Origin of the sequence: Sphingopyxis witflariensis (genome assembly GCF_002205635.1) — a bacterium.
Taxonomy (GTDB): domain Bacteria; phylum Pseudomonadota; class Alphaproteobacteria; order Sphingomonadales; family Sphingomonadaceae; genus Sphingopyxis; species Sphingopyxis witflariensis.
In genome coordinates, this window is record NZ_NISJ01000010.1 from 30001 (window position 1) to 49608 (window position 19608).

The 19608-nt window shown below is 63.2% G+C and carries 20 protein-coding genes, 1 tRNA gene and 2 rRNA genes (1 of these 23 only partly in view); 17 read left to right on the plus strand and 6 right to left on the minus strand.

Going from position 1 to position 19608, the window contains the following annotated elements; genetic code table 11:
• The 3 genes from CDQ91_RS16155 to CDQ91_RS16165 form a co-directional block, all read left to right on the plus strand.
• A 23S ribosomal RNA gene (locus CDQ91_RS16155) occupies positions 1–2732 on the plus strand (it extends 63 nt beyond the left edge of the window).
• A 132-nt stretch (positions 2733–2864) separates the two neighbouring features.
• Positions 2865–2979 (plus strand): 5S ribosomal RNA (gene rrf / locus CDQ91_RS16160).
• 133 nt (positions 2980–3112) lie between these two features.
• Positions 3113–3189, plus strand: a tRNA-Met gene (locus CDQ91_RS16165).
• A 99-nt stretch (positions 3190–3288) separates the two neighbouring features.
• Here the strand turns inward: CDQ91_RS16165 and CDQ91_RS16170 are convergent.
• Positions 3289–3714 (minus strand): RrF2 family transcriptional regulator, encoded by a 426-nt coding sequence (locus CDQ91_RS16170; protein ID WP_088473855.1) that lies wholly within the window; start codon positions 3712–3714, stop codon positions 3289–3291.
• A 100-nt stretch (positions 3715–3814) separates the two neighbouring features.
• Between CDQ91_RS16170 and CDQ91_RS16175 the strand changes: the two genes are divergently transcribed.
• Positions 3815–4222: a group III truncated hemoglobin gene (locus tag CDQ91_RS16175; protein WP_088473764.1), complete on the plus strand. Its 408-nt coding sequence runs from the start codon at positions 3815–3817 to the stop codon at positions 4220–4222.
• A gap of 28 nt (positions 4223–4250) precedes the next feature.
• Here the strand turns inward: CDQ91_RS16175 and CDQ91_RS21325 are convergent, their stop codons facing one another.
• On the minus strand, positions 4251–4406 hold the full coding sequence (locus CDQ91_RS21325) for a hypothetical protein (RefSeq protein WP_158213696.1): 156 nt from the start codon (positions 4404–4406) through the stop codon (positions 4251–4253).
• A 164-nt stretch (positions 4407–4570) separates the two neighbouring features.
• Here CDQ91_RS21325 and CDQ91_RS16185 point away from each other — a divergent pair, with 164 nt between their 5' ends.
• The gene (locus tag CDQ91_RS16185) at positions 4571–5263 is read left to right on the plus strand and encodes a Crp/Fnr family transcriptional regulator (RefSeq protein WP_088473766.1); all 693 of its coding nucleotides are present in this window, start codon (positions 4571–4573) and stop codon (positions 5261–5263) included.
• 1 nt (position 5264) lies between these two features.
• On the opposite strand, the gene CDQ91_RS16190 is transcribed toward CDQ91_RS16185, so the two are convergent.
• Positions 5265–5936, minus strand: a complete 672-nt coding sequence (locus tag CDQ91_RS16190; protein WP_088473767.1) for an OmpW/AlkL family protein — start codon at positions 5934–5936, stop codon at positions 5265–5267.
• A 166-nt stretch (positions 5937–6102) separates the two neighbouring features.
• Here CDQ91_RS16190 and ccoN point away from each other — a divergent pair, with 166 nt between their 5' ends.
• From ccoN to hemN, 10 genes are read left to right on the plus strand one after another with little or no spacing between them, the layout of a single operon-like run.
• Positions 6103–7761, plus strand: coding sequence for a cytochrome-c oxidase, cbb3-type subunit I (gene ccoN, locus CDQ91_RS16195; protein ID WP_088473856.1), 1659 nt, complete (start codon positions 6103–6105; stop codon positions 7759–7761).
• Between the two features lie 11 nt (positions 7762–7772).
• Positions 7773–8552 carry a cytochrome-c oxidase, cbb3-type subunit II gene (gene ccoO / locus CDQ91_RS16200; RefSeq protein ID WP_088473768.1) on the plus strand — a complete coding sequence of 260 codons (780 nt, stop codon included), beginning with the start codon at positions 7773–7775 and terminating at the stop codon, positions 8550–8552.
• Positions 8549–8707 carry a cbb3-type cytochrome oxidase subunit 3 gene (locus tag CDQ91_RS16205; RefSeq protein ID WP_088473769.1) on the plus strand — a complete coding sequence of 53 codons (159 nt, stop codon included), beginning with the start codon at positions 8549–8551 and terminating at the stop codon, positions 8705–8707. Before ccoO ends, CDQ91_RS16205 begins: the two co-directional genes overlap by 4 nt.
• Complete coding sequence (gene ccoP, locus CDQ91_RS16210; RefSeq protein WP_088473770.1) at positions 8700–9674, plus strand: cytochrome-c oxidase, cbb3-type subunit III; 975 nt, start codon at positions 8700–8702, stop codon at positions 9672–9674. The genes CDQ91_RS16205 and ccoP overlap by 8 nt, the downstream gene beginning before the upstream one ends.
• Entirely contained in the window at positions 9661–11118 is a 1458-nt protein-coding gene (ccoG, locus tag CDQ91_RS16215; RefSeq protein WP_088473771.1) for a cytochrome c oxidase accessory protein CcoG, read from the plus strand. The genes ccoP and ccoG overlap by 14 nt, the downstream gene beginning before the upstream one ends.
• Positions 11115–11585: a FixH family protein gene (locus tag CDQ91_RS16220; protein WP_088473772.1), complete on the plus strand. Its 471-nt coding sequence runs from the start codon at positions 11115–11117 to the stop codon at positions 11583–11585. Before ccoG ends, CDQ91_RS16220 begins: the two co-directional genes overlap by 4 nt.
• Positions 11586–11635: 50 nt before the next feature.
• Positions 11636–13705 carry a copper-translocating P-type ATPase gene (locus CDQ91_RS16225; protein WP_088473857.1) on the plus strand — a complete coding sequence of 690 codons (2070 nt, stop codon included), beginning with the start codon at positions 11636–11638 and terminating at the stop codon, positions 13703–13705.
• Positions 13702–13857 carry a cbb3-type cytochrome oxidase assembly protein CcoS gene (gene ccoS, locus CDQ91_RS16230; RefSeq protein WP_088473773.1) on the plus strand — a complete coding sequence of 52 codons (156 nt, stop codon included), beginning with the start codon at positions 13702–13704 and terminating at the stop codon, positions 13855–13857. Before CDQ91_RS16225 ends, ccoS begins: the two co-directional genes overlap by 4 nt.
• Complete coding sequence (locus CDQ91_RS16235) at positions 13854–14087, plus strand: hypothetical protein (RefSeq protein WP_144036799.1); 234 nt, start codon at positions 13854–13856, stop codon at positions 14085–14087. Before ccoS ends, CDQ91_RS16235 begins: the two co-directional genes overlap by 4 nt.
• 59 nt (positions 14088–14146) lie before the next feature.
• On the plus strand, positions 14147–15454 hold the full coding sequence (gene hemN / locus CDQ91_RS16240; protein WP_088473775.1) for an oxygen-independent coproporphyrinogen III oxidase: 1308 nt from the start codon (positions 14147–14149) through the stop codon (positions 15452–15454).
• Here hemN and CDQ91_RS16245 read toward each other — a convergent pair.
• Together CDQ91_RS16245 and CDQ91_RS16250 are read right to left on the minus strand one after the other, a co-directional pair.
• A complete protein-coding gene (locus CDQ91_RS16245) occupies positions 15451–15684 on the minus strand; it encodes a hypothetical protein (protein ID WP_088473776.1) in 234 nt (77 codons plus the stop codon). The two genes, hemN and CDQ91_RS16245, sit on opposite strands and share 4 nt — an antisense overlap.
• Positions 15684–16736 carry a Leu/Phe/Val dehydrogenase gene (locus CDQ91_RS16250; RefSeq protein ID WP_088473777.1) on the minus strand — a complete coding sequence of 351 codons (1053 nt, stop codon included), beginning with the start codon at positions 16734–16736 and terminating at the stop codon, positions 15684–15686. The genes CDQ91_RS16245 and CDQ91_RS16250 overlap by 1 nt, the downstream gene beginning before the upstream one ends.
• Before the next feature lie 124 nt (positions 16737–16860).
• Here CDQ91_RS16250 and CDQ91_RS16255 point away from each other — a divergent pair, with 124 nt between their 5' ends.
• Together CDQ91_RS16255 and CDQ91_RS16260 are read left to right on the plus strand one after the other, a co-directional pair.
• Positions 16861–17322: an Lrp/AsnC family transcriptional regulator gene (locus tag CDQ91_RS16255; protein ID WP_088473778.1), complete on the plus strand. Its 462-nt coding sequence runs from the start codon at positions 16861–16863 to the stop codon at positions 17320–17322.
• A gap of 97 nt (positions 17323–17419) precedes the next feature.
• Complete coding sequence (locus tag CDQ91_RS16260) at positions 17420–18445, plus strand: acyl-CoA dehydrogenase family protein (protein ID WP_088473779.1); 1026 nt, start codon at positions 17420–17422, stop codon at positions 18443–18445.
• Here CDQ91_RS16260 and CDQ91_RS16265 read toward each other — a convergent pair.
• Entirely contained in the window at positions 18442–19572 is a 1131-nt protein-coding gene (locus CDQ91_RS16265; RefSeq protein ID WP_164499267.1) for an acyl-CoA dehydrogenase family protein, read from the minus strand. The two genes, CDQ91_RS16260 and CDQ91_RS16265, sit on opposite strands and share 4 nt — an antisense overlap.
• Positions 19573–19608: the final 36 nt, after the last annotated feature.

Below are 19608 nucleotides of genomic sequence, written 5' to 3' on the forward strand. Positions count from 1 at the left end.
GCTGCGATAAGCGTTGGGGAGCTGTGAGCGAGCTTTGATCCAACGATTTCCGAATGGGGAAACCCACCCTCACCATTTAATTTCGCCGCCGAGTAATCGGCGTCGAAGGTTAAATGGGAAGGGTATCACCGAAGTGAATACATAGCTTTGGTGAAGCGAACCCAGGGAACTGAAACATCTCAGTACCTGGAGGAAAGGACATCAACAGAGACTCCGTTAGTAGTGGCGAGCGAACGCGGACCAGGCCAATGCCTTTGATTCAGCTAACAGAAGCTTCTGGAAAGGAGCGCCATAGTGGGTGACAGCCCCGTATGTGAAAGCGATGTCAAAGGATATGAGTAGGGCGGGACACGTGAAATCCTGTCTGAACGTAGGGGGACCACCCTCTAAGCCTAAGTACTCCTGTATGACCGATAGTGAACTAGTACCGTGAGGGAAAGGTGAAAAGCACCCCGATGAGGGGAGTGAAACAGTACCTGAAACCGAACGCCTACAAGCAGTTGGAGGGTCCTTGAGACCTGACAGCGTACCTCTTGCATAATGGGTCAGTGACTTAGTGTAACAAGCAAGCTTAAGCCGTTAGGTGTAGGCGCAGCGAAAGCGAGTCTGAATAGGGCGACTGAGTTTGTTGCATTAGACCCGAAACCCGGTGATCTATGCATGACCAGGTTGAAGGTGCAGTAACATGCACTGGAGGACCGAACCGTTCAATGTTGAAAAATTGTCGGATGAGTTGTGCTTAGGGGTGAAAGGCCAATCAAACCGGGAAATAGCTGGTTCTCCGCGAAATCTATTGAGGTAGAGCGTCAGACGAATACCTTGGGGGGTAGAGCACTGGATGGATGCGGGGGTCGCGAGATCTACCAATTCTAACCAAACTCCGAATACCCAAGAGTAATATCTGGCAGACAGACGGCGGGTGCTAAGGTCCGTCGTCAAAAGGGAAACAGCCCTGACCTACAGCTAAGGTCCCCAAGTCACGTCTAAGTGGTAAAGCATGTGGGAATCCCAAAACAACCAGGAGGTTGGCTTAGAAGCAGCCATCCTTTAAAGAAAGCGTAACAGCTCACTGGTCTAAATAAGGGTTCCTGCGGCGAAAATGTAACGGGGCTCAAGACGTGCACCGAAGCTTAGGGTGTGATCGTTTACGATCACGCGGTAGCGGAGCGTTCCGTAGGCTGATGAAGCGATCTGGTAATGGGTCGTGGAGGTATCGGAAGTGCGAATGCTGACATGAGTAGCGATAAAGAGGGTGAGATGCCCTCTCGCCGAAATTCCAAGGGTTCCTGCTTAAAGCTAATCTGAGCAGGGTAAGCCGGCCCCTAAGACGAGCCCGAAGGGGGTAGTCGATGGGAACCACGTTAATATTCGTGGGCCTGGAGGTGTGTGACGGATCTCGTAAATTGTTTGCTCTTATTGGATTGAGCAGGCTTTGAAGAGGTTCCAGGAAATAGCCCCTCCATTATAGACCGTACCCTAAACCGACACAGGTGGAATGGTAGAGTATACCAAGGCGCTTGAGAGAAGTCTCCTGAAGGAACTCGGCAAATTGCCTCCGTACCTTCGGAAGAAGGAGGCCCCACTTCTGGGCAACCAGTTGTGGGGGGCACAGGCCAGGGGGTAGCGACTGTTTAGCAAAAACACAGGGCTCTGCTAAGTCGGCTTCAAGACGACGTATAGGGCCTGACGCCTGCCCGGTGCCTGAAGGTTAAGTGGAGTGGTGCAAGCTGCGAAATGAAGCCCAGGTAAACGGCGGCCGTAACTATAACGGTCCTAAGGTAGCGAAATTCCTTGTCGGGTAAGTTCCGACCTGCACGAATGGCGTAACGACTTCCCCACTGTCTCCAGGAGATGCTCAGCGAAATTGAATTCTCCGTGAAGATGCGGAGTACCCGCGGTTAGACGGAAAGACCCCGTGCACCTTTACTGCAGCTTCAGAGTGGCATTAGGAAAGAACTGTGTAGCATAGGTGGGAGGCTTTGAAGCGTCGGCGCCAGCTGACGTGGAGCCATAGGTGAAATACCACCCTGTTGTTTTCTGATGTCTAACCTCGATCCATGAAACTGGATCAGGGACCCTCTGTGGCGGGTAGTTTGACTGGGGCGGTCGCCTCCTAAAGAGTAACGGAGGCGCGCGATGGTAGGCTCAGGACGGTTGGAAACCGTCTGCAAGAGTGCAATGGCATAAGCCTGCCTGACTGCGAGACTGACGAGTCGAGCAGAGACGAAAGTCGGTCATAGTGATCCGGTGGTCCCGAGTGGAAGGGCCATCGCTCAACGGATAAAAGGTACGCCGGGGATAACAGGCTGATGATTCCCAAGAGCTCATATCGACGGAATCGTTTGGCACCTCGATGTCGGCTCATCACATCCTGGGGCTGGAGCAGGTCCCAAGGGTTTGGCTGTTCGCCAATTAAAGTGGTACGTGAGCTGGGTTCAGAACGTCGTGAGACAGTTTGGTCCCTATCTGCCGTGGGCGTCGAAATTTGAGAGGAGTTGACCCTAGTACGAGAGGACCGGGTTGAACATACCTCTGGTGTACCTGTCGTGGCGCCAGCCGCGCAGCAGGGTAGCTATGTATGGACGGGATAACCGCTGAAAGCATCTAAGCGGGAAGCCTCCCTCAAGATAAGATTTCTTAGAGCCGTGGAAGACCACCACGTTGATAGATCGGATGTAGAAGCGCAGCAATGTGTGGAGCTAACCGATACTAATTGCTCTATTCGCACTTAAGAGTCCCACCATCAACGACAATCCTGAATGGCCAAAAGCCTCAGGAACGTCCGCGAAGTGGATGATTGTAGTCAGACAAATATTGCACGGACATCGATTGAAACCCGATTTTGACCCACGCCGGCCTCATTGCTTGGTGACCATGGCGTCAGTGACCCACCCGATCCCATCTCGAACTCGGACGTGAAACCTGACAGCGCCGATGGTACTGCTGCTTAAGCAACGGAAGAGTAGGACGTCGCCAGGCATTGTGGCCGACGTGCGGTACGAAATCAGAAAAACCCATTCACAAAGTTAAAAGGCCGGCAGAAATGCCGGCCTTTTGCTGTTTTACGGATCAGGCCGGTTGAACATCAACCCATCGATCCGCATATTGGTGGCGCGGGATGGAGCAGCCCGGTAGCTCGTCAGGCTCATAACCTGAAGGTCGTAGGTTCAAATCCTACTCCCGCAACCAATCACACCCAACCTCAGCACATCAACATACGCCCCCTCCGCCACCCGCCGCAGGGGGCCTTCCTGCGGCCGATCCAGTCGCACGATTGGACAGCGGCGCCTAAAGCCTCAATGCCAGCAGAGCGCGCAACCCTCGCCGCCTACTCAGCAGATCTTCCAGCGTATAGCCGTCGAGCACCGCCATGAACGCCGCAAGCGCCTCGGCCAGCACACTCGTCAACCCGCACGCCGGCGCGATAATGCAGGGAGCGCAGTCGACCAGGGCGAAGCTATCCTCGGTGTGGCGTATGGCTTCGCCGATGTTGATTTCCGCTGGCGCGCGCGCGAGCCGCACGCCGCCGAACCGGCCGCGCACACTTTCCAGATAGCCGGCGTTGACCAGATCGCTGACGACCTTCATCAGATGATTCTGTGAAATATCATAGACGTCCGCCATTTCGGCGATCGAGGATAGCCGATCCGTTGGTTGGGCGCCCAGATAGAGTAGCACCCGCATTGCATAGTCTGTGTAGCGCGTCAGGCGCATCGCAAATTCCCAATCCCGTTTGACCGCATAATATGCATTTTTGTTGCATGTTTCAACTGTCCGACATAGATGCAGTGCATCTGCATGATTGGACAGCGGTGTGAACGACAACAGCGATATCGATGAGGCCAGCCTCGCACGGCTGATCCCGATTTTCTACGATCGCGTGCGCGCCGACGCCGAACTCGGCCCGCTTTTCAACGCGGCGGTGAACGACTGGGCCGAGCATCTCGAGCGACTTACCGCTTTCTGGTCGTCGGTGATGCTGACGACCGGCCGCTACAAGGGCAGCCCGATGGCCGCCCACCTCAAGCACAAAGCCCATATCACCCCGGCGCTGTTTGACCGCTGGCTCGCACTTTGGTCGGAGGTTACTGATGAGGTCATGCCGAGCGCCGCGGCGGCTGCGCTTCAGGCTAAGGCGGCGCGTATCGCCGAAAGCCTGCAGCTTGCGCTCTTCTTCCGTCTCGACGATCCCGTCGGCGACGCGGTCCGCCGGACGGCCTGAAGCCGTGCGTCGACCGGGTGGAACTGGTCTATTTCTCGTTCAGTCGGGAGGCCGCGTGCCGCAAGTGATTCTCGCGCAGCGCCAGTTCCTCGTAACGGCACAGCGGCACCGGCGTCACGGCGCCGGTCTTCGGTTGGGGGGCCTGACCAGAGCCCTTATCCTTGGGACTTTTCCTGTCACTCATGTCGTTTCTCTCGGTCTGATGCGAAGGCGGCGTGAGCATTCCATCGTATCGCGATTGGCATCATCGCGCCACAATGCGATGTTAGATGCCCGGACTTCCACCATGGATCGCCGCCGGGACAAATTCCCTTCGGCGTGGCGGCTCCGATTTTGTAGAGAGCGAGTGTGACGGATTGTTCTTCCTGTGTCGTGCGCAACCGCGCGATTTGTGCCAGTCTCGACGCCGACGAGCTTCTCCTGCTCGGCAAGATGGGGCGCCGTCAGCGCGTGAAGGCGGGGCATACGCTGTTGTGGGAGGGGGATGATGCGCCGGTAGTGGCGAACGTTCTCGATGGTGTATTGAAGCTGGTCGTGGCGACCGCCGATGGGCGCGAGCAGATTGTCGGGGTTGTGTTTCCGTCCGATTTCATCGGCCGCCCGTTCGGCAAGACCAGCCCGTACAGCGTCACCGCGATGACCGACGCCGAAGTGTGTATCTTCAATCGCAATAGTTTCGATACGTTTGCAAGCTCGCACCCCGACCTTCAGCAAAAATTGCTCCGCCGCACGCTAGACGAGCTCGACCGTGCGCGGCACTGGATGATGCTGCTCGGGCGCAAGTCGGCGTCGGAGAAGGTCGCCTCCTTCCTGCTCGAAATGTCCGAACGCCTATCGGGGCAGGGATGCGATGCCGGAACGCTCGACAAGGGGTTCGAGCTGCCCTTCGGCCGTCAGCAGATCGCCGATATATTGGGGCTGACGATCGAGACGACGAGCCGCCAGCTGACCAAAATGCGCGCCCAGGGGGTACTCGACCTGCCGTCGCGCCGCGAGGTCGTGATTAACGACCGCGCGGCGATGGTGGTGATGGCGGGCTGACTCAGAAGCGGAAGCCTACGCCTGCGCTGATCACCCACGGATCGAGCTTGTGGCGCGTGCGCAGCACTTCGGTCGTCCCCGCGAGCCAGCGCGCGGTCGGCCGCATAAAGTAGCGCTTGGCGTCGAGCGTTACCGACAGTCCCTTGTCATTAAGCGGAATGTCGACCCCGGCCTGAAGCGCGAACCCCAGCGCGTCGTTCATCTTTTGCCGCGTCGCGCCGAGCGCGACCGCACCCGCACCCGGCTTTTCGTCGATGAAGATGAAATAGCTGGGTCCGGCGCCGACATAGGGCTGGATGCCATCTTCCTGACCGAAATGATATTTGAGTGTCAGCGTCGCGGGGACGATCTTCGCGTCGGACACCAGCCCCGCGCCGGCGAGCGCGCCGCGCCCGACGACATCATGCTGGGTCACCCCGGCGATCGTTTCGATCGAGATATGGTCGGCGACAAAATATTCGATCGCGATCGTCGGGATGACATTGTCGTCGGCCTTGGTCTGGGCACCCGCGGGCAGCCCGATCGCGTCGAGCTTCACATCCTTGAGCTTGCCATCGGGGGCGACCAGCGTCGCGAGTATCTTGACCTGCAGATCGCCGCTCTTTGCGGCTGCTTGTCCGGGTAGCGCGAGCGCCCCGGCCAGAGCGATAAGGGGGAGAGACTTGGGTATCATGATTTGGCTCCTCGGTTGATGGAGCCCTTCTGATCCGGTGCACCGGGCACCGCATTGATGCGGCGCAACAAATTCGTTGATCCAGGTCAATGTATCCCGCGGCCGAAACGCCCATGGCGATCCCATCCACGCAGCAAAGGGCTGCGCCAAATGGGGTATTGCGATGATCGACGGTCTGGTTTTCAAGGCGGGGGGCTGGCTCGCGCTGGCCTTGTTGGCGCTGGTGGCGGCCGCGCTGGCCGTCGATGCGCCCTTTGCCGTGCACATGGTCATCGTCGCGGTCGCCTGTCTGACCGCGCTGTGGTTCGCCGTCTCGCGCGCCGATTACGGCGTTGCGGCGCGCGGGGTGCTGCAATCCCCCGCCGATGAGCGCGTCTATGACGACGACCCGATCCGCTGGGGCGTCATCGCGACCCTGTTCTGGGGTGTCGCGGGGATGGCGGCGGGGCTGTTCATCGCGCTCCAGCTCGCCTTTCCGGCGCTGAACCTCAATCTGGAATATACGACCTTTGGGCGGCTGCGGCCGCTCCACACCTCGGCGGTGATCTTTGCCTTTGGCGGCAATGCGTTGATCGCGACCAGCTATTATGTCGTGCAGCGCACCTGCCGCGCCCGGCTCGCCTTTCCGACGCTCGCGCGCTTTGTCTTCTGGGGATACCAGCTGTTCATCGTGCTGGCGGCGACCGGCTATCTGATGGGCGTCACCGCGGCCAAGGAATATGCCGAGCCCGAATGGTATGTCGACCTGTGGCTGACGATCGTCTGGGTCGCCTATCTGGTCGTATTCGTCGGCACGATCGTCAAGCGCCGCGAACCGCATATCTATGTCGCCAACTGGTTCTACCTGAGCTTTATCATCACCATCGCGATGCTTCACATCGTCAACAATCTGGCATTGCCCGCCAGCTTGCTCGGATCGAAAAGCTATGCCGCCTTTGCCGGGGTGCAGGATGCGCTGACCCAATGGTGGTACGGCCACAATGCGGTGGGTTTTTTCCTGACCGCGGGCTTCCTCGCGATGATGTATTATTTCGTGCCGAAGCAGGCCGAGCGCCCTGTCTATAGCTATCGCCTGTCGATCCTGCACTTCTGGTCGCTGATCTTCCTCTATATCTGGGCCGGACCGCACCATCTTCACTACACCGCGCTGCCCGACTGGGCGCAGACGCTGGGCATGGTCTTCTCGATCATCCTGTGGATGCCGAGCTGGGGCGGGATGATCAACGGGCTGATGACGCTGAACGGCGCGTGGGACAAGATCCGCACCGACCCGATCATCCGCATGATGGTGATGGCGCTCGCCTTTTACGGGATGAGCACCTTCGAAGGCCCGATGATGTCGATCAAATGGGTCAACTCCATGTCGCATTACACCGACTGGACGATCGGCCACGTCCATTCGGGCGCGCTGGGCTGGAACGGCATGATCACCTTTGCCTGCGTCTATTATCTGGTGCCGCGCCTGTGGGGACGCCCGCGCCTCTACAGCCTGCGCCTGGTCAACTGGCACTTCTGGCTCGCGACGGTGGGGATCGTTTTCTACGCCGCGTCGATGTGGGTCGCGGGGATCATGCAGGGGCTGATGTGGCGCGAATATGGGGCGGACGGCTATCTCGTCTACAGCTTCGTCGAAAGCGTCGCCGCGATGCACCCGATGTATCTGATCCGCGCCGCGGGCGGGGCGATGTATCTCGCCGGCTTCCTGATCATGGTCTTCAACGTCTGGGCGACGCTCAGCGGAAGGGTGCGCGCCGAAAAGCCGATGACAGAGACCCCGTATAACGCCGCAGCGGACCGTCCGCTCGCGCCCGTTCCCGCTGAATAAGGAGCCAGGCAATGGCCAGTGAGAAAGCCGCAAAGCGCTTCAGCCACAAACGCATCGAACGCAATGTCACCCTGCTCGGCGCGCTCGCGCTGATCACGGTGACGATCGGCGGGATCGTCGAGATCGCCCCCTTGTTCTGGATCGACAATACGGTGGAGAAGGTCGACGGAATGCGGCCTTACACCCCGCTCGAGCTTGCCGGGCGCAACATCTATATGCGCGAGGGCTGCTATACCTGTCACAGCCAGATGATCCGTCCGTTCCGCGACGAGGTCGAACGCTATGGCCATTACAGCCTCGCCGCCGAGAGCATGTATGACCATCCCTTCCAATGGGGATCGAAGCGCACCGGGCCCGACCTTGCACGCGTCGGCGGCCGCTATTCGGACGAATGGCACCGCGCCCACCTGATCGACCCGCGCGCCGTCGTGCCCGAATCGATCATGCCTCCTTATGCCTTTCTGGCCGAACGCGACCTCAAGACCGGCGATATGCGCGGCGACCTGACCGCATTGTCGCGGCTGGGTGTGCCGTATAGCAAGGCGTCGATCGCCGCGGCGAACGACGATGTGAAGGCGCAGGCCGATCCCGACGCGGGCGGCGCCGCCGAGCTTCAGAAGCGCTATCCCAAGGCGCAGGTGCGTGACTTCGACGGCGATCCGGCGCGGATCACCGAAATGGATGCGCTGGTCGCCTATCTCCAGATGCTGGGAACGCTGGTCGACGTCGACAAGGCGGCGCCGCAGGAACAGGCCGCCGCGCCCGCGCCCACTGCGGAGAAGGCGCCATGAATTACAATGATCTGCGACATTTCGCCGACAGTTGGGGGCTGCTCGCCATGGCGATCCTGTTCCTCGGTCTGGTCGCCTGGCCATTCCGCAAGGGCGCGCGGCACCGCAATGAAGAAGCGGCGCGGATGATCTTCAAGGACGACGAACATGGTTGACTCCGACAATTTTCCAGCCGCTGCCGGAGGGAAGCGCATCGACGAAGCCACCGGTACGAGCACGGTCGGGCATGAATGGGACGGGATCGAGGAACTCGATACGCCGATGCCGCGCTGGTGGCTGTGGACCTTCTATGCGACCATCGTCTGGGCGCTTATCTATGTCATCCTCTATCCAGCCTGGCCGCTGGTCAACAGCGCGACGACGGGGGTTCTCGGCTGGACCAGCCGGGGCGAGCTGGAAAAGGAAATGCGCGCCGACGCTGTGCGCCGGGCGCCGATCGTCAACGCGATCGCTGCGACGCCGATCGCCGACCTGACCGCCAAGCCCGAACTGATGCGCGCGGCGGTGCAGGGCGGGAGCGCCGCGTTCAAGGTCCATTGCGTCCAGTGTCACGGCGCGGGCGGGGCGGGGGTTGCGAAACTCTATCCCAGCCTGACCGACGACGACTGGCTGTGGGGCGGCGACCTGACCAGCATCGCCTATACGGTCGAGCATGGCATAAGGAACCCCGACCATAAGGTAACGCGGACCAGCCTGATGCCCGCCTTCGGGCGCGACGGAATTCTCGACGCCAAAGCGATCGCCGATGTCGTCAGCCATATCCGCGTCATCAGCGGGCAGGAAAAGCCGAGCGCGTCGGCGACGCGCGGGGCGACGATATTCGCGGACAATTGCGCCGTCTGCCACGGCGCGAAGGGCGAAGGCGACCGCAAGGTCGGCGCGCCGAAGCTGACCGACGCAATCTGGCTCTATGGCGGCGACCGCGCCAGCCTGACCGCGACGATCGATGCACCGCGCAACGGCGTGATGCCGCGCTGGGGCGAGCGGCTCGACCCCGTGACGATCAAGATGCTGACCGCCTATGTCTATTCGCTCGGCGGCGGCGAGAAATCGGCACTCGCGCCGGCGCCCATGCCGGCGGCAAGCGAAGCGAAAGGTCCGGGAGCCAATGGCCAGCGCTGACCTTCTCGCCGATCCGCCTCCCTCGCTCTATGAAGCGCGGAAGGGTGTCTACCCCAAGAAGGTCGACGGTCCCTTTCGCCGCTTCAAATGGGCGATCATGGGGATCACGCTAGCGATCTATTACGGCACGCCGTGGATACGCTGGGACCGTGGGCCCTATGCGCCCGACCAGGCGGTGCTCGTCGACTTGGCGAACCGGCGTTTTTACATGTTCCAGATCGAAATCTGGCCGCATGAATTTTACTATGTCGCGGGCCTGCTCATCATGGCGGGGATCGGGTTGTTCGTCGTCACCAGCGCGGTCGGCCGCGCCTGGTGCGGCTATGCCTGCCCGCAGACGGTGTGGACCGACCTGTTCCAGCATGTCGACCGGCTGGTCGACGGCGATCGCAACGCGCAGATCAGGCTCGCGAACGGGCCATGGACGGCGGAGAAGATCGCCAAGCGGACGGTCAAATATGCGATTTACCTGACCATCGCCTTTTGGACCGGCGGCGCGTGGATCATGTACTTCGCCGACGCGCCGACGCTGACCCGTGAGTTCTGGAGCGGCGATGCGGCGCTGGTCGCTTACGGGACGGTCGCGGTGCTGACCGCGACGACCTTCATCCTCGGCGGTTTCCTGCGCGAGCAGGTGTGCATTTATATGTGCCCCTGGCCGCGCATCCAGACCGCGATGATGGACGAAAAATCGCTTCTCGTGACCTATAAGGACTGGCGCGGCGAGCCGCGCGGCAGCACCAAGAAGGCACAGGCGCATCCCGGCGCTTTCGGCGACTGCATCGACTGCAACCAGTGCGTCGCGGTGTGCCCGACCGGGATCGACATTCGCGAAGGGCCGCAGATCGGCTGCATCACCTGCGCGCTGTGCATCGACGCGTGCGACGGCGTGATGGCGCAGGTCGGGCGTCCGCGCGGGCTGATCGATTATTGCACCCTCGACGATGCCGCAGCCGAAAAGGCCGGCGGCGTGGCGCAGCCGATCCGCAAGACATTGCTGCGCCCGCGCACCTTGATCTATTTGGGGATCTGGGGCGCGATCGGTGCGGCGATGCTCTTCTCGCTGGGCCAGCGCACGCGGCTTGACCTTGCCGTCCAGCACGAGCGCAGCCCGCTCTATGTCCAGCTGTCCGACGGGATGATCCGCAACAATTACACGCTGAAGCTGCGTAATATGGAAACGCGGCCGCGCCGCGTCGAAGTGTCGGTCACCGGGCTCGACGGCGCACAGCTGTGGACCGAGGCGGGGTCGCGCGAAGAGGCCGCGCAGCGGGTCGAAATATCGCTGCCGCCCGACAGCGTGACGCCGGTGAAATTGTTCATCGCCGCCCCCGGCAAGGGGCCGGCGCGACAGGATTTCACCATCGCGACGCGCGGGCTCGACGGCAAGGAGCGCGGCGACAGCGACACCATCCAGTTCGACCGGCCGGAGACAGCAGAATGACCGACAAGCCGACGCCCCGCGCCTTCACCGGCTGGCACATGACCGCGATCCTCGTCGGCTTTTTCGGGGTGGTGATGACGGTCAATTTCGTGATGGCGCATTTCGCAATGTCGACTTTCGGCGGCAAGGTCGTCGAGAATAGCTATGTCGCGAGCCAGCATTATAATGAATGGCTCGCGCGCGCCGATGCGCAGGACCAGTTGGGGTGGGAGCGGACAGTCAGCGTCGATCGCGACCGGCATGTTCGGTTGGCGTTTCGCAAGGATGGCATGCTGCTCGAAGGCATGGGCGTCGCGGCAACGATCGCCCATCCACTCGGCCGCGCCCCGTCGCGACCGATGCGGTTCGAGGCGGGCATGGACGGGACGCTGCGGTCGGCCGAGGCGTTGCCTGCGGGGCGCTGGCGGCTCGACCTGTCGGTGCGGCATGCCGCCGACGAAGCGCGTTACCGGATCGACCTCAGGTGAGCGGCGCCGCAGCCTTCCTGCTTGTCGAGCGCGATTTTGCGGTTCCCGCCATGCGCTGCGCGGGCTGCATCGCCAAACTCGAGCAGGGGCTGGTCCGCGATCATCGGATCGCTGCGGCGCGGGTCAATTTCACCGAAAAGCGGGTGCATCTGTCGTGCGCGCCCGACGCCGAAACCCCCGATTTGATCGGCGCCTTCACGCTGCTGGGGTTTGAGGCGCATCCGATCGGCGATGCCAATGAAGGCGCCGAAGCCGAGGCGGCGACAAGCCGCGAGCTGCTGCTCGCGGTGGGCGTCTCGGGCTTTGCGATGATGAATATCATGCTGCTCTCGGTGTCGGTCTGGTCGGGCGCCACCGGAGCGACGCGCGACCTGTTTCACTGGCTGTCGGCGCTGATTGCCTTGCCGACCGTTGCTTATGCGGGGCGGCCCTTCTTCCGTTCGGCGTGGGGCGCGCTGCGCCACGGTCAGACCAATATGGACGTGCCGATTGCGATCGGGGTGCTCATCACCACGGCGCTTAGTCTGTACGAGACCGCGACGAGTGGGCCGCACGCCTATTTCGACGGCGTCGTAATGCTGATCTTCTTCCTCCTGTGCGGGCGCTGGCTCGACAGCGTGATGCGCGACCGCGCGCGCGGCGGTGTGACCGCGCTGCTGCGCAACATGGGCGCGGGCGCGATGGTCGTCGAGGATGGCGGCGCGAGCCGCTGGGTCGAGGCAAATGCACTTGAGCCCGGCATGGTGATGCTCGTCGCGGCGGGCGAGCGGCTGGCCGCCGACGGCATCGTCACCGCGGGCGCGAGTCAGATCGACCTGTCGCTGCTCACCGGTGAAAGCGTGCCGCAGCGCGTTGGTGTCGATGACCGGGTCCATGCGGGGACGCTCAATCTTGATGCGCCGGTGCGGGTGAAGATCACCGCCGCGGGCGCCGACACCGCGATCGCCGACATCGCGCGGCTGATGGGCGAGGCGGCGCAGGGCAAGTCGCGCTATGTCCGCATCGCCGACCGCGCGGCGCGGCTCTATGCCCCCGCGGTTCATGCGCTGGCGCTGCTCGCATTTGCCGGCTGGATGGTCGCGGGCGCGGGCTGGCACCAGAGCATGTTGATCGCGGTCGCGGTGCTGATCATCACCTGCCCGTGCGCGCTCGGCCTTGCGGTGCCGGCGGCGCAGATCGTCGCGGCGGGGGCATTGATGCGCGTCGGCGTGCTGATCAAGGACGGCTCGGCGCTCGAGCGGCTGGCGGAGGTCGATCGCGCGCTGATCGACAAGACCGGGACGTTGACGCTTGGCCGACCGGTTGCGACGAACCTCGATGATGTCGAGCCGACGGTGCGGCCGTTGCTGCTGGCACTGGCGCAGGCGAGCCGCCATCCGTTGAGCGCTGCGCTGACGCGTGATCTCACCGCGATGGGCGTTAACGCGGAGCCCGTGGACGCACTGAGCGAAACTCCGGGTTTCGGTATGGAGGCGACATGGCATGGGCGCCGCGTCACGCTCGGCCGTCCCGACATGCCGGTTGGCGACAACGGGCTGGCGACCCAGCTTGCCATCGACGGGGATCCGGTCGCGACGATCCACTTCGCCGACCAGCTTCGTCCCGATGCGCGTGCGACGGTCGACGCGCTGCGCGCCGAGGGTATTGCGCCGACGATCCTGTCGGGCGACCGTGCCGAAGCCGTTGCGCCGGTTGCGCGCGAGCTGGGTTTGACGGCGCAGACGGGGATGAGCCCGCAGGACAAGCTCGCCGCGATCGCACGGCAGGCGGGGGCGGGGCATAGGGTGCTGATGATCGGCGACGGACTTAACGATGGGCCGGCGCTTGCCGCCGGTCATGCGTCGATGGCGCCGGGGTCGGCGAGCGATGCGGGAAAAAACGCCGCTGACTGCATCTTCCTCGGCGACCATATGATGCCTGTCGTGCAGGCGGTGCGCATGGCGCGGCGGACGCAGGCGATCGTGCGGCAGAATTTCTGTCTCGCGATCGGCTATAATTTCATCGCCGTGCCTTTGGCCTTCCTCGGTTATGTCACCCCGCTGGTCGCGGCGATCGCGATGTCGGGGTCGTCGCTGATCGTCGTCGGCAATGCGCTGCGGCTGAAAAGGGCGATCCGGTGAACGGCCTGATCTTCCTCATTCCCATCGCGCTTGGGCTCGGTCTGTTGGGTCTCGCGGCCTTTTTCTGGTCGCTGCGCAGAGGGCAGTTTGACGATCTCGACGGCGCCGCGCTGCGTATCTTTGTCGAGGATGAAGAGGACGAGGCGCCATGATGTGCCGTATTTGGGGAGCGGTTCCCGCCGCCGCCGCGCTCGCCTTTGCGCCGCTGGCGAGCGATGCGCAGCTTCTGATCGTACCGGGCTGCGGAGCGGGCGCCCGGATGCTTGTCTTGCCGCAAGACCCCACCGCGCCTGATCGCGGCGGCGGTCGCGATTGCGCCAAGGCCTGTCACGCCGCCAGCGACCGGCGCAGCAAGGATCAGAAGAAAAATTGCTGTATATGATCACCGCTGCCTTGACCTGAATCAATGTTGCGGCGGCGCGGGTCGCCTAGATCATCGGCATGTGGACCCACTACCCCGAATTGCTCGCACGGCCGGTGCCGCGATACACAAGCTATCCGACCGCGCTCGAGTTTGGCGATGATGTCGGTGCAGCCGATTATGCGCGGGCGCTCGATCAGGTCGAATCGGCGACTCCGCTGTCGCTCTATGTCCACATTCCCTTTTGCGAACAGATTTGCTGGTATTGCGGCTGCAACACCGGCGCGGCGGGGCGCAAGCAGCGGCTGATCGATTATCTGGCGGCGCTGTACAGCGAAATCGGCGCGGTCGCCAAACGGCTTGGCGGACGGGGCCGGGTGCAGCATATTGCCTTTGGCGGTGGCAGCCCCAATGCGATCGCGCCGGTCGATTTCGTCCGCTTGCTCGATCGCCTCCAGACGGCGTTTGACGTCAGCAAGCCCGATATTTCGGTCGAGATTGATCCGCGCAATTTCACGTCCGAATGGGCGCTGGTGCTCGCGGCGTCGAACGTCGGCCGGGTGAGCATGGGGGTGCAAACCTTCGCACCGCATATCCAGCAGGCGATCGGACGCGTCCAGCCGCTTGCCGACATCGAGGCCGCGGTCGCGGCGCTGCGGCTGCGCGGGATCGACGCGATCAACTTCGACCTGATGTACGGGCTGCCCGGACAAAGCATGGCCGATCTCGACGCGACACTGGGCGAGACGATCCGCATCGCGCCCAGCCGGATCGCGCTGTTCGGCTATGCCCATCTTCCGGCGATGATCCCGCGCCAGCGGCGGATTGATGGCAGCAACCTTCCTGTGGACCGACTGCGTTTTGAACAGGCCGCGCATGGTTTCGAACGACTGACCGCGGCGGGCTATGTCCCGATTGGCTTCGACCATTTTGCGCGGCCGGGCGACAGTCTGGCGATCGCCGCCGCAGCGGGCAGGGTGAACCGGAATTTTCAGGGCTTCACCGCCGACGACGCGCCGGTGCTGCTGGGTTTCGGGGCAAGCGCGATCAGCAAATTGCCCGACCTGATCGTGCAGAATGAGAAAAAGGCCGGGCCGTACCGCGATCTGGTCGGGTCGGGGATACTGCCCGCGACGCGCGGCGTGCGGCTGGATGCCGAGGATCAATGGCGCGGAAATATCATCAAGGCGATCCTCTGTCAGGGACGCGCTCGGTTCGATCCGGACCGCGTCGCCGCAGCACGGCAGGCGCTATCCGGCTTTGAGGCGCGAAAACTGATCCGATGGGACGGCGACGAACTGGTCTTGTGCGCGGGATCGCAGCCCTATGCCCGCTTGATCGCCGCTCTCTTTGATCAGCACCGCAATGTGGTGATCGCGGCGGCCTAAACCGGCGCCGCGACCCGGGCATCGAGAATCGCAAAAACTTCGCCCAGTTTCGCCGCGATGACCTCCGCGCGGGCCGGTTCGAGGCCGGGCACCGCGACCTCGATCTCCATCCGCTCGCCTGCGACGCGCATGATCATCTCGGCCGGAATGATCGCGCGCTGCGCGAAAAAACCGGCGATGCGCGGCAGCGATTGCGGGTCGACCAATGCGTCGATTTGGAACCGCGACATCAGGCCGCCGCGCGCTGCGCGCCCGCGATCACATGCTCGGCCATTTCGTCGGCGACGACCGCGGGCGACATTTTCTCGCAGGCCGCGCGTTCGAGGATCGCGGTGACCCGCGGTGCGATTTCGGCGACGCGCGCCGCGACATCGCTTTCGTTCTCGCCCAGATATTCGGCCGAGACGCTGATGATACCGCCGGCGTTGACCACATAATCGGGGGCATAGGTGATCCCGCGCTGGACCAGCAGCGCCGCGATCTCGGGGCTCGCGAGCTGGTTGTTCGCGGCGCCGCACACCAGCTTCGCCTTCAGCCGGCCGACATTATCCTGATCGAGCGCGCCGCCGAGCGCGCAGGGCGCGAAGATATCGGCCTCCACCCCCGCGATGTCGTCGACATGGACCACCCGGGCACCCAGAATATGCGCCAGCCGGTCGCGCCTGGCCGGGTTGGGGTCGGCGACGATCAGCTGTGCGCCCGCGTCGGCGAGGCGGCGACAAAGGTCGGCGCCGACATTGCCGGTACCCTGCACCGCGACGGTCAATCCGGAAAGATCGCGGCCGAGAGCGAAGGCGACGGCGGCCTGCATCGATTCGAACACGCCGCGGGCAGTCCATGGCGACGGATCGCCGCCTGCACGGCCTTCGATGGAAGGCAGCCCGGCGACATGGCGCGTCATGGTCGCGACCTCCTGCATGTCGGCGACCGATGTGCCGACATCTTCGGCGGTGACATAGCGGCCGCCGAGTTCCTCGACCGCGCGCCCGAACGCCTGAAACAGCGCGGCACGGTCGAAATCGCCCGAAGGCCTCCGTAACACTGCCTTGGCACCGCCCAGAGGCAGGCCGGCGAGGGCATTTTTATAGCTCATGCCCTCGGCAAGCCGGACGGCATCCGCGAGCGCGGCGTCCCTGTCGGCATAGCTCCAAAGGCGGCATCCCCCGGCGCCCGGCCCCAAGGCGGCCGAATGAATCGCGATCACGCCGTCGAGCCCGTATTTCGGGTCGTGCAGGCGGACGCACTCCATGGGTGGGTGCAGGCGGGCAAGACGGGCGACCATGAGACTCTCCTTCGGGCAAGGACGGCCTTATCGCATCTCAGGAGCGGGCAATCTTGCTTGCTTTGCCCAATTTTCGGATGAATTTTGGATATTCAAACCCAGATATATAGAATATCAGGATGGAATGACCCAGTTGGACAGTTTTGAGATAAATATCCTCCGCGAATTGCAGCGCGATGCGAATCAGACGACGGCCGAGATCGCCGAGCGCGTCGGCCTGTCGGCATCGCCCTGCTGGCGCCGCATTGATCGCCTCGAACGCGACGGCTTTATTCGCAAGCGCGTGGCGATCGTCGACCGGCGCAAGGTCGGGCTGAGCGCGCATGTCTTCGCGCAGGTGAAGCTCAACGCGCACGGACGCGCCAATCTCGACGAGTTCAGCGCGGCGCTTCGCTCCTTTCCAGAGGTGCTTGACGCCTATGTACTGATGGGGGCGATGGATTTCATGCTGCGCGTCGTCGCGAAGGATATCGACGCTTATGAAAGCTTCTTCTTCGATCGGCTGAGCAAGCTTCCGGGGATTCAGGAGATCAACTCGACCGTCGCGCTGTCCGAAATCAAGTCGACGACCGAACTGCCGCTCTGACCACCTGCCACGCTCGTCAGCTAGCGGCGTTTCGCTGGCCGCCGCATGGATCGGGCATGACGCACGACATATCGCACCACGGCGCCGGGACGCCGACATGACTGGCCTCGACCTGCCGTTTGGCGCGCCGCAGCAGATGCTGCGCGACAGCCTGCAACGCTTTCTGGCCGACAACCAGCGACCGGATTGGCGGCAATTGTCCGACGAGCTGGGCCTTGGCGGCGTTGCGGTGCCCGAGGCCGCGGGGGGCTTTGGCGGTGGGCCGGGCGACATCGCGCTGGTGATGGCCGAACTTGGCCCCGCGCTCGCGGGCGCCGACTGGCTGTCGCATGCGGCGGCGACGATGCTGATTGCACAGGCAGCGCCTGGACATGCGGCGCTTGCCGATCTGGCGGCTGGGCGACTGCGGGCGGCGATCATCTGTCCGGCCTCGGCGTCGGCTATGCCACGGGTCGAGCGCGGTGATGGCGGCTGGATCGTCGGCGGAACGGCAACATTGGTTGCGGGAGCGGCGGGGGCTGACCTGTTCGTCTTGGCCGATGGAGCCGCTATCCTGTTAATCGCCGCGGACCATGCGAAGGTCGAGCGACGGCCGCGCGCTATGCATGATGGCAGCATGAACGCCGATCTGGGTTTTGCGCTCGCGCCGTCCGATGTCGAAATGCTGGCGGAGGGTGAGGTGGCAGGCGCACGCGCGGCATGGATCAACGACCTGATGCTCGCGGCGCGCTGCGTCGAGGCGGCCGGGCTGATGCAGCGCATGCTCGGCGAAAGCGTCGATTATCTCGGGCAACGGCGGCAGTTCGGGACGGCGATCGGATCGTTTCAGGTGCTCCGCCACCGCGTCGCCGATATGCAGTTGGCGTTGATGAAGGCGACCGCCTTGGCCGAGGTTGCCGTGCTTTCGCTGGACGGCGCCGAGCGCGATGCGGCGGTGAGCGCGGCGTGCGTCGAAGTGTGCGACGCCGTTCGCATCGTCGGTGAGGGCGCGGTGCAGATCCACGGGGCGATGGGGCTGACCGAGGAGTTGAGCCTTGGCTGCTATTTCAAGCGCGCGCTGGCGGTTGCCGCCGCCATCGGGTCGGCGGGTCAGTTGGCGCGTTTCGCCGAAGCCGCCGCCTAGCCGAGCAGTATGCGTGCGACCAGATCGCGCTGGATCTCGTTCGACCCCGCATAGATGCTCGCCGCACGGTCGTTGAGGTAGCGCGGCACCGCGATGGCGAGTTCGGCGGAGGTCTGTCCGTCTGCCTCGGCCCAAGCTGCATGCCCCGCGATATCGCATGCCAGGCTGTCGATCCGCTGCGCGCTGTCGGTGCCCATGATCTTGAGCGCCGAGGCGTAGAGCGCGGTGCTGCCCCCCAGCCCGCGCATCGCCTTGATTTCGAGCGCTTGCAGCGCGCGCAGGTTGATCGCCTCGCGCGTTGCGCGCGCGCGCTGCACCGCGTCGAGACCGGCTTGCGCGCGCAGCCGTTCGAGGCGCCCGATCAGCCCCGGCGCATATTTTCCGCCGCGCTCGAAGGTCAGCAGATGCTTGGCGACCGACCAGCCTTCATTTTCGGCGCCCAGCCGGTTTGCCTGCGGGACGCGGACATCGTCGAAGAAAACCTGATTCAGCTCATGGTCGCCGGCGAGGGTGCGGATCGGTTCGACGGTGATTCCGGGCGACGTCATGTCGAGCAGCAAGAAGCTGATCCCCGCCTGCGGCTTGCCCTCGTTCGAAGTGCGAACGAGGCAAAACATGCGGTTCGCGAAATGCGCGTGGGTGGTCCAGATTTTTGAGCCGTTCAGGATATAGTCGCTGCCATCGGGCGTCGCGCGCAATTGCAGCGCGGCAAGGTCGGACCCCGCGCCGGGCTCTGAAAAGCCCTGACACCAATAATCCTCGCCCGACAGGATGCGCGGCAGATAATGCGCCTGCTGGTCGGGACTGCCATAGTGCATGATCACCGGCGCGACCATCTTGAGCCCCATCGGCGCGAGGTTCGGGGCGCCCGCGCGGGCACATTCGGCGGCGAAGATATAGCGCTGGGCCTCATTCCATCCCGGGCCGCCAAAGGCTTCGGGCCAGTCGGGCGCGGCCCAGCCGCGCGCGTTCAATATGCGCTGCCAGGGGAGTGAGACCGCGGGGTCCATGAACACGCTTGTCGCGCGGCTGGCTGCGCGGTGCAGCTCGTCGGGGAGATGCTCCGACAGAAAGGTGCGTATTTCGTCGCGAAAGGCGGCAAGTTCAGGGTCGTTCAGCATGTCCATGCTGCGATCTTTAGGCTGTGCGGCGCGGGGGCCAAG